Annotated in this window: 12 protein-coding genes; 7 read left to right on the top strand and 5 right to left on the bottom strand. The window is 52.6% G+C overall.

The genetic code is table 11. The features are described 5' to 3' along the window. Positions 1 to 480: 480 nt before the first annotated feature. A complete protein-coding gene (locus OGY35_RS04160) occupies positions 481 to 1,374 on the top strand; it encodes an EamA family transporter (RefSeq protein ID WP_286631490.1) in 894 nt (297 codons plus the stop codon). A gap of 33 nt (positions 1,375 to 1,407) precedes the next feature. Here OGY35_RS04160 and OGY35_RS04155 read toward each other — a convergent pair whose 3' ends face one another. Continuing rightward, the gene (locus tag OGY35_RS04155) at positions 1,408 to 2,178 is read right to left on the bottom strand and encodes an amidohydrolase (RefSeq protein ID WP_286631489.1); all 771 of its coding nucleotides are present in this window, start codon (positions 2,176 to 2,178) and stop codon (positions 1,408 to 1,410) included. Positions 2,179 to 2,288: 110 nt separating this feature from the next. Next, a complete protein-coding gene (gene fadE, locus OGY35_RS04150) occupies positions 2,289 to 4,733 on the bottom strand; it encodes an acyl-CoA dehydrogenase FadE (protein WP_286631488.1) in 2,445 nt (814 codons plus the stop codon). A gap of 239 nt (positions 4,734 to 4,972) precedes the next feature. Here fadE and lpcA point away from each other — a divergent pair, with 239 nt between their 5' ends. Both lpcA and OGY35_RS04140 read left to right on the top strand, forming a co-directional pair. Next, the gene (gene lpcA / locus OGY35_RS04145) at positions 4,973 to 5,551 is read left to right on the top strand and encodes a D-sedoheptulose 7-phosphate isomerase (protein ID WP_046475922.1); all 579 of its coding nucleotides are present in this window, start codon (positions 4,973 to 4,975) and stop codon (positions 5,549 to 5,551) included. 216 nt (positions 5,552 to 5,767) lie between these two features. Next, positions 5,768 to 6,535: a class II glutamine amidotransferase gene (locus OGY35_RS04140; protein WP_178827971.1), complete on the top strand. Its 768-nt coding sequence runs from the start codon at positions 5,768 to 5,770 to the stop codon at positions 6,533 to 6,535. On the opposite strand, the gene dpaA is transcribed toward OGY35_RS04140, so the two are convergent. Then, the gene (dpaA, locus tag OGY35_RS04135; RefSeq protein ID WP_042324816.1) at positions 6,506 to 7,246 is read right to left on the bottom strand and encodes a peptidoglycan meso-diaminopimelic acid protein amidase; all 741 of its coding nucleotides are present in this window, start codon (positions 7,244 to 7,246) and stop codon (positions 6,506 to 6,508) included. The two genes, OGY35_RS04140 and dpaA, sit on opposite strands and share 30 nt — an antisense overlap. Positions 7,247 to 7,511: 265 nt before the next feature. On the opposite strand from dpaA, the gene dinB reads away from it, so the two are divergent. Then, complete coding sequence (gene dinB / locus OGY35_RS04130; RefSeq protein WP_152405779.1) at positions 7,512 to 8,567, top strand: DNA polymerase IV; 1,056 nt, start codon at positions 7,512 to 7,514, stop codon at positions 8,565 to 8,567. Positions 8,568 to 8,702: 135 nt separating this feature from the next. Here the strand turns inward: dinB and pepD are convergent, their stop codons facing one another. After that, on the bottom strand, positions 8,703 to 10,160 hold the full coding sequence (gene pepD, locus OGY35_RS04125; protein ID WP_286631487.1) for a cytosol nonspecific dipeptidase: 1,458 nt from the start codon (positions 10,158 to 10,160) through the stop codon (positions 8,703 to 8,705). Between the two features lie 324 nt (positions 10,161 to 10,484). On the opposite strand from pepD, the gene gpt reads away from it, so the two are divergent. The 3 genes from gpt to crl all read left to right on the top strand — a co-directional run bounded on the left by gpt (position 10,485) and on the right by crl (position 12,746). Then, a complete protein-coding gene (gpt, locus tag OGY35_RS04120) occupies positions 10,485 to 10,943 on the top strand; it encodes a xanthine phosphoribosyltransferase (protein WP_042324801.1) in 459 nt (152 codons plus the stop codon). 99 nt (positions 10,944 to 11,042) lie between these two features. Continuing rightward, a complete protein-coding gene (gene frsA, locus OGY35_RS04115; protein ID WP_152405774.1) occupies positions 11,043 to 12,287 on the top strand; it encodes an esterase FrsA in 1,245 nt (414 codons plus the stop codon). Positions 12,288 to 12,344: 57 nt separating this feature from the next. Continuing rightward, positions 12,345 to 12,746, top strand: a complete 402-nt coding sequence (gene crl / locus OGY35_RS04110) for a sigma factor-binding protein Crl (RefSeq protein ID WP_178824747.1) — start codon at positions 12,345 to 12,347, stop codon at positions 12,744 to 12,746. A 99-nt stretch (positions 12,747 to 12,845) separates the two neighbouring features. On the opposite strand, the gene phoE is transcribed toward crl, so the two are convergent. Further along, positions 12,846 to 13,898 (bottom strand): phosphoporin PhoE, encoded by a 1,053-nt coding sequence (gene phoE, locus OGY35_RS04105; protein ID WP_178824749.1) that lies wholly within the window; start codon positions 13,896 to 13,898, stop codon positions 12,846 to 12,848. Positions 13,899 to 14,145 lie beyond the last annotated feature (247 nt).

Below are 14,145 nucleotides of genomic sequence, written 5' to 3'. Positions count from 1 at the left end.
TTTTACCATTACATATATCATCTCATCAGGTTGTTCAGACTAAGGATATGTAATTTTGTGAAGTGCTGCACGTAAGTTATTTTAGGAGGAATTAACGCTCACCTTCTAATAGTCCTAACCGCGTTTTTAAAAAGCGGAAGACATCCTGAAATAATGCTGTTGATAATATGTTTAATCCTGGTAAAAGGATGATAACAAAATCTGGTAGTATTCCGAAAGATAACGCAGGGTTTATTTGAGTAGCTTTTATGTTACTTCATTACATTACAGGTAATGAATACGAATATCACAGGTCTGGTTCCTGAAGAGTAAGTGCCATATATTACCTTATGCCTGCGCCAGGCAACGATAATTCAGAAAATTCGCGCATTGTGCGGATACATTGTGCGAATAATGGAAACGGGTAGATGAACATTTTACTCTACGACAACTCTGTTCGACAGAATAATACAACTGTTAATACCCTTAACGAGTGAACTCATGTCAACTAAAGCCAAATACAGTGTGATGGTGGCATTGGGGGCAATGACGACAGGTATGTTGCCCACAATGATAAAACTTGGATTATCAGCGGGGGTGACCCTGAGTCATTTAATGCTCGCGTCGGTCAGCATCAGTTTTGTGATTTTTGCCATCATCCTGGTTTCGTTTCGGCAATATTCAATCGACAAGACGAAACGCATTCAACTTTTCCTCGTGGGATTAACCATGGGGCTGACGGCCTGGACGTTTACTAAAACGGTGGAATGTTTACCCGCATCGGTCGCCGTTGTGCTGCAGTTCCAGTTCGTCTGGATAGGCGTGCTTCTGGACGCGGTGTACCGCAAACAGTGGCCTGGCGGGCGTCGCTGGCTGATGATTGCGCTGATATTATCAGCAACAGTGCTGGCGGCAGGGGTACTCAGTGATTTTGACCATTTTTACCTCACCTGGAGCGGCGTGGCATTTGGCCTGCTTTGCGCGATTTGTTATTCATTTTTCCTCTTTTTCAATGCGCATGTCGTCTCTGATGCGCACTGGTCACAGCGCACGTTCTATATCATGGTGGGGTGTTTAGCCTCGACGCTGGTTTTGATATTACCAAACCTCGAATTAACGCTGTCAGGAGAGACATTCGGCGCTGCAATGCTGTATGGCGGATTAATAGCCGTACTCGGTTACGCCATCCCGATCGTTTTCTTTGCGATTGGCATTCCGCGTATTGGCAGTGGCATCAGTTCGATTCTTTGCGCGTGCGAACTCCCGATGGCCGTCATTGTCGCTATGCTGATTCTGGGGGAGAAAATCGCCTGGCTGCAGTGGGTTGGCGTGGTGATCATCTTTGTCAGCCTGTTTATCAGGGAACCTGATGCTGAACCGTCCCCACAGCGGTAGACATTTTTGTCTGGTTCCCATAGGGGGAGGGGATCAGCGCAGGGTAAACGGGTCGGCATCCTGCCAGGCCGGGAAGGTTTCCCGATACTCTTTCAACGCACTCAACGACAGTTCCGCATCAATGCGCGTGGCCTGGTGGGCTTCCGCCGTGGCGATCACTTCCCCCTGGGGATTAATGACCCGACTGTCTCCACGATAATGATGGCCGTTACCGTCCGTACCGACGCGGTTGCACCCGGCAACATATGCCTGATTTTCGATAGCGCGCGCCGCCAGTAGTGTTTGCCAGTGCAGAGAACGGGGAGCCGGCCAGTTGGCGACATACAGCGCCAGATCGTAATCATTCAGATTGCGTGACCACACCGGGAAACGCAGGTCATAACACACCAGTGGGAGAATGCGCCATCCGCGCCATTCCACGATCGTGCGACGGTTACCCGACTGGTAATGATGATGTTCGTCCGCCATGCGAAACAGATGACGCTTGTCATAAAAATGAACTGTCCCTCGCGGCTCAACCAGGAAAAAGCGGTTTACCGCCCTCTGCTCACTGGAGATGGCAGCACTCCCGGCCACCAGCGCATCGGTCTGTTGCGCTTTATCGCGCAGCCAGGCGATAAGCGTTTCCTGCGCGAGCGACTGCCCGGCGGCTTCCATCGCAAAGCCGGTGGTGAACATCTCCGGTAAAACAATCAGGTCGCGTCCGGTCACGGCTTCCAGTTGACGGTCAAAGTGGCGCAAATTGGCCGGACCATCCATCCAGACCAGCGGTTGTTGCAGCAGCGTAATTTTCAAACCAGGCACGGTAGGGCTCTCCTTGTTGAACAGCACTCTGACACTGTAGCACGTGCTTTCAGGAAACGTGGGCGATAAAAAGCCCCGCCGAAGCGAGGCTAAAAGGTCATGCGTAAGCGTTATGCGGCTTCGACTTTACGCACTTTCTCTGGCAGCTTTACCGGCTTCGTCGCCAGCTCCTCTGGGGCAAAATCATCCACGTTGATGCTGCGCAGACGGCTTTCTTCCGCCTTAACCAGAATGGCCGCTTCCTCTTTGTCGATTAAGCCTTTTGCCAGGGCGTTTTGCGCCAGCTCATCCAGACGGGTGAACGGCAGGTTTTTGCCAATTTCTTTGCAAATACGCTGGTGGATAGGGTCGGCGGCCATCACGTCCAGCAGCGCCTCTTCCAGTAATCCCACCGGGTTATGCTCGCTCGGCGTCAGGTATTGACCACGACCAATGCGGTCACGGGTGGCGCTCGGAACCTGCAAAATCTTCGCGACTTTGTGATCCAGCTTGTCCGACGGGGCCAGATAGTGACGACCGGTTGGGAAGATCACGACCTTCAGCAGCCCGGCGACCAGACGGTTCGGGAAGTTTTGCAGTAGATCGTCGATCGCCTGTTCCGCCTTATAGAGTGCATCCTGAACGCCCCAGTGAACCAGCGGCAGATCGGCTTCATGGCGGCCTTCATCGTCATAACGCTTCAGTACCGCAGAGGCCAGATACAGCTGACTCAACACATCGCCCAGACGGGCGGAGATGCGCTCACGGCGTTTCAGACTGCCGCCCAATACCGCCATCGAAACGTCGGAGAGCAGCGCGAGGTTAGCGCTCAGACGGTTAAGGTGCTGATAATACCGTTTTGTCGCATCGCGGGTGGGCGTTTGACTGGTTAAGCCGCGCGTCAGACCCAGCCAGAAGCTGCGTATCTTGTTACTACCGACGTGACCGATATGTTTGAACAGCAGTTTGTCGAACGCATTCACATCGTTGTTCTGCGCCGCCGCCATTTCTTCCAGCACATACGGATGACAGCGAATCGCCCCCTGGCCGAAGATCATCATACTACGGGTCAGGATGTTGGCGCCTTCCACGGTGATAGCAATCGGTGCGCCCTGGTAGGCCCGCGCGAGGAAGTTACCTTCGCCGAGCATAATGCCCTTGCCGCCGGTAATATCCATTGCGTCGATAATCGACTGCTGACCACGATGGGTACAATGATACTTCACGATAGCCGACAACACTGCTGGCTTCTCACCCAGCATAATGCCGTAGGTGATGAGGGACGCGGCAGCATCCATCACGTAGGCGTTACCGGCAATGCGTGCCAGCGGTTCTTCGATACCTTCCATCTTACCGATGGAGATTTTGAATTGACGACGAATATGGGCGTAGGCACCGGTCGCCATCGCGACGGATTTCACCCCGCCGGTAGAGTTTGACGGCAGCGTAATGCCGCGACCTACCGACAAACATTCCACCAGCATACGCCAGCCCTGACCGGCCATTTTCGGGCCGCCGATGATGTAATCGATCGGCACAAACACGTCTTTACCGAGCGTTGGACCGTTCTGGAACGGGACGTTCAGCGGGAAGTGACGACGACCAATTTCCACACCCGGCGTTGAGGTCGGGATCAACGCACAGGTGATCCCCAATTCTTCATCGCCGCCTAACAGTTTATCCGGGTCGGAAAGTTTAAACGCCAGCCCCAGAACGGTAGCGATAGGCGCAAGGGTGATATAACGCTTGTTCCAGGTCAGGCGCATCCCCAGCACCTGCTGTCCTTGCCACTCACCCATGCAGACGATGCCGGTATCCGGAATGGCGCCTGCATCGGAACCCGCTTCCGGGCTGGTCAGTGCAAAGCAAGGGATTTCCTGACCACGCGCCAGGCGGGGCAGGTAATGGTCTTTTTGCTCTTGCGTACCGTAATGCTGCAACAGTTCGCCAGGACCTAAAGAGTTTGGCACGCCCACGGTGATCGCCAGGATCCCGGAGACGCCGGACAATTTTTGCAGTACGCGAGACTGTGCGTAAGCCGAGAATTCCAGCCCGCCGTACTCTTTCTTAATGATCATCGCGAAGAAGCGATGCTCTTTCAGAAATGCCCACAGCTCCGGCGGCAGATCGGCCAGCTCATGGGTTATCTGGAAGTCATTCGCCATGCGACACGCTTCTTCTACCGGGCCGTCGATGAACGCCTGCTCTTCGGCGGTCAGACGCGGTTGCGGGTAGTTGTGCAGTTTTTTCCAGTCCGGTTTGCCCTGGAACAGATCGCCTTCCCACCAGGTGGTACCGGCATCAATCGCTTCTTTCTCCGTACGCGACATTGGCGGCATGACCTTACGGAAGCCGCGGAACACCGGCGCGGAGAAAATCGACTTACGCATTGGCGTAAAGTTGAACGGCACGAGGATAATGGCCAGCGGAATCAGCAGCCAGACTGACCACAGTCCGGCAACACCAAGCGCCGCCGTCCAGACGAGCAAAATCAGGCTGCTGAGAAATAAGCTCACGCGGTGATAGAACAGCGCGCCGAGCAGAACGATCGTAGCGAGAATACTCAAAATCATCATAACGAAAAGCTCCCTTGCTTGTAGGAGGTCTGACCACTTGTGATGTTATGGTTGTAGTGGATGTAAAATCTTTTATCAATGTGTTTACAAAATAATTACAACAAAGCTCACATTGTTGCTGTTTTCCGCGGCACGAAAAATCAAAAGCCGTCGCCATTGATGTGGCTTATGCTTCTCGCTGCCAGAGCTATCCGGTACACTGCATCCTGTCATTTACATTCATGCTGAAGGATATCCTCATGTACCAGGATCTTATTCGTAACGAACTGAACGAAGCGGCGGAAACGCTGGCTAATTTTTTAAAAGATGACGCCAATATTCACGCCATTCAGCGCGCGGCGGTCCTGCTGGCAGACAGTTTTAAAGCAGGTGGTAAGGTACTGTCCTGCGGTAACGGCGGCTCTCATTGTGACGCCATGCACTTTGCAGAAGAGCTGACGGGGCGCTATCGCGAAAACCGTCCGGGCTATCCGGCCATTGCGATTTCCGACGTTAGCCATCTCTCCTGCGTCAGCAATGATTTCGGTTACGACTACGTCTTTTCCCGTTATGTGGAAGCGGTAGGGCGCGAAGGCGATGTGCTGTTAGGCATCTCGACGTCCGGCAATTCGGGTAACGTGATCAAAGCCATCGCTGCGGCGCGCGAGAAGGGGATGAAAGTAATCACCCTGACCGGTAAAGACGGCGGCAAAATGGCCGGTACCGCCGATATCGAAATCCGCGTTCCGCATTTCGGCTATGCTGACCGTATTCAGGAAATTCATATTAAAGTGATTCATATCCTGATCCAGCTGATCGAAAAAGAGATGGTTAAATAACTATACCCGTCATACTTCAAGCTGCAGGTGCGTTGGCTGTACTCAGAAACCCCAGTCACATAGTTATCTATGCTCCTGGGGATTTCTTCCCTTGCCGCCTTCCTGCAACGCGAATTATTTAGGGTATAGCATATTATTTTATCTGCCATTTTGAGTCCTGATTGGCTGTAACAATTACGCCTTCCGCTTCATTGTGGCGTTTCGTGGAGGTGATGTATGTGCGAACTGCTCGGGATGAGCGCCAATGTGCCTACCGATATCTGCTTTAGTTTCACCGGGCTGGTTCAGCGGGGGGGAGGAACCGGGCCGCACAAAGACGGCTGGGGCATCACCTTCTATGAAGGCAAAGGCTGTCGGACGTTCAAAGATCCGCAACCCAGCTTTAATTCTCCCATCGCCAGGCTGGTACAGGACTACCCGATCAAATCCTGCTCCGTGGTTGCCCATATTCGCCAGGCGAACCGGGGTGAAGTGGCGCTGGAGAACACGCATCCCTTCACGCGTGAGCTGTGGGGCCGTAACTGGACCTATGCGCACAACGGGCAACTCTCAGGCTATAAATCGCTGGAAACCGGCAATTTTCGCCCCGTCGGTGAAACCGACAGCGAAAAGGCCTTCTGCTGGCTGCTGCACAAACTGACTCAGCGCTACCCTCGCACGCCGGGCAATATGACGGCGGTATTCAGGTATATCGCGACGCTGGCGGGGGTACTGCGTGAGAAAGGGGTCTTTAACATGTTGTTGTCAGATGGCCGCTATGTGATGGCATTCTGCTCAACCAATCTTTTCTGGATCACCCGCCGCGCGCCGTTTGGTGTGGCGACGCTACTGGATCAGGATGTGGAAATTGACTTCAGCTCAGAGACCACACCCAACGATGTGGTCACCGTGATTGCGACGCAACCGCTGACAGGAAACGAAACCTGGCAAAAAATTATGCCAGGCGAGTGGGCGTTATTTTGTCTCGGGGAGCGCGTAGTTTGACGCCAGTTGCGGCTGAACCACTTCGTGACTCAACGGCTTGCTGACGACATAGCGGCCATCGACAACAGAAACGGTCGGTGGCTTGCGAGTTTGCTCAAAGTAATCGTATCCCGGCTTTAACTGCGACCAGAACTCTTTGTAATAGGAATACTTGTGGCGCTGCATGTTGGCGTCGGTCATGCGGAAAGGATAAATACTGACCTGAACACTCGACTGACCAAAGACCAGCGCGCCAGTGACAAACTGGAAAATCTCATCAATGCCGCTGTCGGTCATGGCATAGCAGCCAACGGAGACACAGGCACCGTGAATCATCAGGTATTTGCCTTCATAACCGTGAGCACGGTCATAGGCGTTCGGGAAGCCAATATTAATGGCTTTATAAAAGCGGCTATCGGGTTTGAGCTGGCTACGCTGGACGTTATAAAAACCTTCCGGACTTTTAAAATCCCCCTGGCGCTGTTTTGGACCTAAGCCGCCGGAGTAATTACAAATCTTGTAGCTATCGAGAAGTTGATACTGTTCGCCCATCTTGACGTAGAGATCGAGCGCGCGCTCTTCCTTGAAGATCTGTATATAGACCGGCGATCCCATCAATTGCTGCTTATACTCTTTGCTGATCGGCGTCGTGGAGCTATTGCTACTCAGCAAGCCGGCGAATGACACGCACGGGATCAAAAGCATCGCAATAAATAATGCGATTTTACGCATACTGCTTGTTCCTTGATAAAACGATTGCACACGCCAGAACGGCAAATAATAAGATCCCCAAATCGGACTAATCTGGATTTGGAGCGCTCACATTAACACCACGACATTTTTTCGCAAGCCCCTCGTGGTGCGTTTACAATTTATACTAAAACGATCTCAGATATTTCTTTTGTTGCAACTCGCCGCGTTTTACTTTAGTGCGTTCTCATCGACTTCCCATTGCAGAAAAACACTGTATACTTAAACAGTGTTGTGGAGGTGAGTGATGCGTAAAATCATACATATTGATATGGACTGTTTTTTCGCAGCGGTTGAGATGCGTGACAACCCGGCGCTGCGCGATATTCCTATTGCGATTGGCGGCAGCCGCGAGCGCAGAGGCGTCATCAGTACCGCCAACTATCCCGCCCGTAAATTTGGCGTGCGCAGCGCGATGCCGACTGGAATGGCGTTGAAGTTGTGCCCACACCTCACGCTGTTACCCGGCCGCTACGAAGCCTATAAAGAAGCCTCCCGCCAGATTCAGGACATCTTTTCACGCTACACCTCGTTAATTGAACCGCTGTCTCTGGATGAAGCATACCTGGATGTCACAAACAGCACGCACTGTCATGGTTCAGCAACGCTCATCGCCCAGGAGATCCGCCAGACTATCTTCAACGAACTGCAACTTACCGCATCGGCGGGCGTGGCACCGGTGAAGTTTCTGGCCAAGATCGCCTCCGATCTGAATAAACCCAACGGGCAATATGTCATTACGCCGGATGATGTCCCGGCGTTCCTCAGCACGTTGCCGCTGGGTAAAATTCCCGGCGTCGGTAAAGTGTCTGCGGCAAAGCTGGAAAGCATGGGGCTACGCACCTGCGGTGATGTGCAACAGTTCGACCTGGCGACATTACTCAAGCGCTTCGGTAAGTTTGGGCGGGTACTGTGGGAGCGCAGTCAGGGAATCGACGAACGGGACGTCAATAATGAACGCTTACGCAAATCGGTCGGCGTTGAACGCACAATGGCGGAAGACATTCATGAATGGTCTGACTGTGAAGCGATTATTGAACGGTTATATCCGGAACTTGAGCGAAGACTGGCGAAAGTGAAACCCGATCTGCTCATCGCCCGTCAGGGGGTGAAGCTAAAGTTTAATGACTTTCAGCAAACCACCCAGGAACACGTCTGGCCGCGACTGAATAAAGAAGATCTGATTTCTACCGCGCGTAAAACCTGGGAAGAACGCCGGGGAGGGCGGGGCGTTCGTCTGGTGGGACTTCATGTTACTCTGCTTGACCCGCAACTGGAACGACAGTTATTACTGGGGTTATAACCGCGATGAATAACGGGTATGAAAACTGCCGGATGGCGTTTCACTTATCCGGCCTACAAATCTGCTGACAGTTCGTAGGCCGGATAAGGCGCAATGCGCCGCCATCCGGCATTTTTAAAGCATAACGATCGTGACTTACTTTGTCGGAATCGCTTTCAGCAGTTCGGTCAGAAGCGTCCAGTAATGACTGACACTTTCGATATGCACCTGCTCATCCGGTGAGTGCGGACCGGTGATGGTTGGCCCGATAGAGACCATATCCATATCCGGGTACGGTTTTTTAAACAGACCGCACTCCAGACCTGCGTGGATAATCTGGATGTTCGGCGTCTTGTTGAACAGACGCTGATAGGTTTCGCGTACCAGATGCATCACCGGCGAGTTCGCATCCGGCTGCCAGCCAGGGTAGCTCCCTTTGGCTTCGGTTTTCGCGCCCGCCAGTTTGCCCAGTGAGTCCAGCATGCTAACGACATAGTCTTTACCGGTGTCAATCAGCGAACGGATCAGGCAATGGATTTCGACGTTGTCATCGGTCATGGTGACGACACCCACGTTCAGTGAGGTTTCAACCACGCCTTTTGCGACGTCGGAATTGCGGATCACGCCGTTTGGCGTCGCGTTCAACAAACGGATAAAGCCGTCACGAGACTGCGCCGTCAGTGCCGCTCTATCGTTCGCCGTGCTTTCCAGCAGAACCACCAGGTTTTTCTCTTTTTCGGCCAGTTCGTTTTTCAGGATGTCCTGATAAGCGTTGACCTGCGCTTTCAGCGCATCAACGTTGTCCGCCGCGACGGCGACGGTCGCAAAGGCTTCACGCGGAATCGCGTTACGTAGCGTACCGCCGTTGAAATCAACCAGACGCAGATCCAGCTCTTCAGCATGACCGGCCAGGAAACGAACCAACAGTTTGTTTGCGTTGCCGAGACCGACGTGGATTTCGCCACCGGAGTGGCCGCCTTTCAGCCCTTTTAGGGTCAGCTTAAAGGTCTGGAAACCTGCCGGAACGGCTTCGCGGGTTAGCGGCAGGTTAGAGGTGAAGTCGATCCCCCCCGCGCAACCCATGTAGATTTCACCTTCTTCTTCAGAGTCGGTGTTGATCAGGATATCCGCCTGCAGCCAGTTAGCCTGCAGACCAAATGCACCGTCCATACCCGCTTCTTCCGTCATGGTCAGCAGCACTTCCAGCGGGCCGTGAACGACGCTGTCGTCAGCCAGAACGGCCAGTGCGGAAGCCATCCCGATGCCGTTATCGGCACCCAGCGTGGTGCCACGCGCTTTCACCCATTCGCCATCAATATAAGGTTGAATCGGATCTTTAGTGAAATCGTGTACGGTGTCGTTGTTTTTCTGCGGCACCATATCCAGGTGCGCTTGCAGGACCACCGGTTTACGGTTTTCCATTCCCGCGCTGGCCGGTTTACGAATCAGGATATTGCCCACCTGGTCGCGCTCAACGTGGAAACCTTTCTCGTTTGCCCAGCCGATGATGTGTTCAGCGAGTTGCTCTTCATGATAGGACGGGTGAGGAATAGAACAGATTTTTGCAAAAATATCCCACAGCGGTTGCGGGGAGAGTTGAGATAATTCAGACACGATCATTCTCCTTGTATACCCGTCATATTTCAGGTTGCATGTGTGTTGGCTTGCCTGCAACGCGAATTATTTAAGGTATAGATGCTCTGCAAACAAGCTTGCAGGTCACAGGGTTAGCAGGTTAATTATTACCACAAGTCAGGCTTGCGAGATGCGCTTGAGAATACCACTTTCTGCGCTCGCTGCGAGTATAAAGCACGTAAAAAGAGGGCCCGATTCCGCGAAACACTGGTTTTTGGTGGCTCAGATCTCTATAATCTCGCGCAACCCATTTCCCCCTTGAACACTTTTTAAGCCGTAGATAAACAGGCTGGGACACTTCACATGAGCGAAAAATACGTCGTCACCTGGGACATGCTGCAGATTCATGCACGCAAACTGGCAAACCGCCTGATGCCTTCAGAACAGTGGAAAGGCATTATTGCCGTTAGCCGTGGCGGTCTGGTGCCGGGCGCATTGCTGGCACGTGAACTGGGCATTCGTCATGTCGATACCGTATGCATTTCCAGCTACGATCACGACAACCAGCGTGAGCTGAAAATTCTCAAGCGCGCAGAAGGCGACGGTGAAGGTTTTATCGTCATCGACGATCTGGTGGATACCGGTGGTACCGCCGTGGCTATCCGTGAAATGTATCCAAAAGCGCACTTTGTCACCATCTTCGCGAAACCGGCGGGTCGTCCGTTAGTCGATGATTATGTGATTGATATCCCGCAGGATACCTGGATTGAGCAGCCGTGGGATATGGGCGTGACCTTTATTCCGCCGATTTCTGGCCGCTAATCTCTGACTTTTTCAACGCCTGGCACTGCCGGGCGTTGTTCTATTTAGCCGGTGTCGGGTTACAATGTGCCTCAGTCAGTACTTCAGGAGGCTGTACGCATGTCACAGGCTAATCTTAGCGAAATCCTGTTCAAACCCCGTTTTAAACATCCCGAAACGTCGACCCTTGTCCGCCGTTTTAATGCCGGGACGCAGCCGCCTGTGCAATCGGCGCTGGATGGCAAGAACGTTCCCCACTGGTATCGCATGATTAACCGCCTGATGTGGATCTGGCGCGGGGTGGATCCGCGAGAAATTCTTGATGTCCAGGCGCGTATCGTGATGAGCGACGCCGAGCGCACCGATGCCGAGCTTTACGATACGGTGATCGGTTATCGTGGCGGTAACTGGATTTATGAATGGGCAAAGCAGGCAATGGACTGGCAGCAAAAAGCCTGCCAGGAAACGGATCCTGAACGCAGCGGTCGCCACTGGCTGCATGCCTCGACGTTGTACAACATCGCCGCCTATCCACACCTGAAAGGGGACGATCTGGCGGAACAGGCACAGGCATTATCTAACCGAGCCTATGAGGAAGCCGCGCAGCGACTGCCTGGTTCACTGCGTGAGATGGAGTTTACGGTGCCCGGTGGTTCCCCCATCACCGGGTTCTTGCATATGCCAAAAGGCGACGGCCCGTTCCCGACGGTACTTATGTGCGGCGGTCTGGATTCGATGCAAACCGATTACTACACCCTGTATGAACGCTATTTCGCGCCGCGTGGCATTGCCATGCTCACGCTGGACATGCCTTCCGTCGGTTTCTCTTCAAAGTGGAAGCTCTCACAGGACTCCAGCCTGCTGCATCAGCATGTGCTGAAAGCGCTGCCGAATGTGCCGTGGGTGGATCATACCCGAGTGGCGGCGTTCGGATTCCGTTTTGGTGCCAATGTGGCGGTGCGGCTGGCTTATCTTGAATCACCGCGTCTGAAGGCGGTGGCCTGTCTTGGTCCGGTTGTCCATGCGTTGCTAAGCGATCCATTGCGTCAGGGGGCGGTACCGGAAATGTATCTTGACGTTCTGGCGAGCCGACTGGGAATGCACGATGCGTCCGATGAAGCGCTGCGCGTGGAGCTCAATCGCTATTCGCTGAAGGTGCAGGGACTGCTCGGCAGACGTTGCCCAACGCCAATGCTGTCGGGCTTCTGGAAGAACGATCCCTTTAGTCCGGAAGAGGAGTCGCGCTTAATCACGTCTTCATCTTCTGACGGTAAGCTGCTGGAGATTCCATTCAATCCGGTGTATCGCAATTTTGACAACGCGTTACAAGAAATCACCCGCTGGATTGAAAAGAGATTGTGTTAATAATTTGCTAAATTCTACTGTTTTGGTAAAACAGTTGCTTCACAACAGGAGATCGCAATGACGTTACCGAGTGGACACCCGAAGAGCAGATTGATCAAGAAATTCACCGCGCTTGGCCCCTATATCCGGGAAGGAAAGTGCGAAGATAATCGATTCTTTTTCGATTGTCTGGCCGTTTGCGTCAACGTGAAACCCGCGCCTGAACTGCGCGAATTCTGGGGCTGGTGGATGGAACTGGAAGCGCAGGAAAAGCGTTTCACCTATAGCTATAAATTTGGTCTGTTCGACAAAGCGGGGAACTGGACGACGGTTCCTGTCAAAGATAAAGAAGTGGTAGAGCGGCTGGAATATACCCTGCGCGAGTTTCACGAGAAGTTGCGGGGGCTGCTGAACACGCTGCATTTGTCGCTGGAGCCTGCTGACAATTTCCGTGATGAGCCGGTGAAGTTAACGGCGTAATCCAAAAAAGAGGCCGGATGATTCATCCGGCCTCTCTGTTTTCTCCGTCCTCAGACCGGATACGACGTCAGAGCATCGTCATCCGATACCTTCACGGAATCAGAACTGATACGTCATACCCAGCGCCACGATGTCATCGCTGTTGACGCCCAGTTTGTTGTTGTCATCAATCTGGTTGATTTTATAATCAACAAACGCCGACATATTTTTGTTGAAATAATAGGTCGCGCCGACGTCGATATATTTCACGATATCTTCATCACCGATACCTTCAATATCTTTGCCTTTCGATTGAACATAACCGATGGACGGACGCAGGCCAAAATCAAACTGATACTGGGCAACGGCTTCGAAGTTTTGCGCTTTGTTGGCAAAACCACCGGAAATAGGCGCCATGTTGCGGGTTTCAGAATAGATGGTTGCCAGATAGATGTCGTTGCCATCGTATTTCAGACCGGTCGCCCAACCTTCAGCATTCTGGCCATGGCCGCGTGTTTGCAGGTTTTGCTCATTAGTACGGTCAGAGTTGGCGTAGGCGCCAATGACAGCGAAATCACTGCCGCCGAAGTCATAGCTCAGTGAGGTCCCGAACCCGTCACCGTTCTGTTTCTTCACGTCACGGTTTTCGTTTTTACCCTGATATTGCAGGGTCATGTTCAGACCGTCGATCATGCCGAAGAAGTCGGTGTTACGGTATGTCGCCAGGCCGCTGGCGCGTTTGGTCATAAAGTTATCGGTCTGCGCCAGGCCGTCACCACCAAATTCCGGGAACATATCGGTCCAGGCGGCAACGTCATACAGTGCGCCCAGGTTACGACCATAATCAAAAGAACCGATATCTTTCAGTTTAACCCCGGCAAACGCCAGACGCGTTTTCTGACCGGTTTCGCTCTCGGTTTTGTTGCCCGCAAATTCCGCTTCCCAGCGACCGTAGCCGGTCAGTTGATCGTTAATCTGCGTTTCGCCTTTAAAACCAAAGCGGACATAAGTCTGGTCGCCGTCTTTGTCATCATTATCGCTGAAATAGTGCATCGCTTTGACTTTGCCATACACATCCAGTTTATTACCGTCTTTGTTAAACACTTCCGCTGCCTGCACGGATGCCGATGCCACAATACCCATCACCACTAATGCCAGAGTGCTCTTTTTCATTTTCAGTCCTGATTTAAAGTACGCGCTAATATTTACTGGGTGTGATCCCCGTTGAAAGACAGGAGGGTTTTTATCGCTCTGGGGTGAAGTTTTTATGACAAAGTAAGAATAATTTTAAAAAAGGATGTTTTTCTGTTTCGGTAATACAAACGTCAAAAACTACCGCTACGCTTGCTGATCCAGCACAACAAAATTCCATGCTTTGTGCGCTGCTTGTTGGCAACCGGGGCCAGTCCTGCTAAAACGT

Source organism: Citrobacter sp. Ct235 (assembly GCF_030332305.1).
In the GTDB taxonomy this organism is placed as follows: domain Bacteria; phylum Pseudomonadota; class Gammaproteobacteria; order Enterobacterales; family Enterobacteriaceae; genus Citrobacter_A; species Citrobacter_A telavivensis.
This window is presented reverse-complemented; position numbering and strand designations above follow the sequence as displayed.

Bases quoted from the DNA above. Each gene is read 5' to 3' on its own strand.
- OGY35_RS04160 (WP_286631490.1), top strand. From the start codon at position 481: ATGTCAACTAAAGCCAAATACAGTGTGATGGTGGCATTGGGGGCAATG.
- fadE (WP_286631488.1), bottom strand. From the start codon at position 4,733: ATGATGATTTTGAGTATTCTCGCTACGATCGTTCTGCTCGGCGCGCTG.
- lpcA (WP_046475922.1), top strand. From the start codon at position 4,973: ATGTACCAGGATCTTATTCGTAACGAACTGAACGAAGCGGCGGAAACG.
- OGY35_RS04140 (WP_178827971.1), top strand. From the start codon at position 5,768: ATGTGCGAACTGCTCGGGATGAGCGCCAATGTGCCTACCGATATCTGC.
- dpaA (WP_042324816.1), bottom strand. From the start codon at position 7,246: ATGCGTAAAATCGCATTATTTATTGCGATGCTTTTGATCCCGTGCGTG.
- dinB (WP_152405779.1), top strand. From the start codon at position 7,512: ATGCGTAAAATCATACATATTGATATGGACTGTTTTTTCGCAGCGGTT.
- gpt (WP_042324801.1), top strand. From the start codon at position 10,485: ATGAGCGAAAAATACGTCGTCACCTGGGACATGCTGCAGATTCATGCA.
- frsA (WP_152405774.1), top strand. From the start codon at position 11,043: ATGTCACAGGCTAATCTTAGCGAAATCCTGTTCAAACCCCGTTTTAAA.
- crl (WP_178824747.1), top strand. From the start codon at position 12,345: ATGACGTTACCGAGTGGACACCCGAAGAGCAGATTGATCAAGAAATTC.
- phoE (WP_178824749.1), bottom strand. From the start codon at position 13,898: ATGAAAAAGAGCACTCTGGCATTAGTGGTGATGGGTATTGTGGCATCG.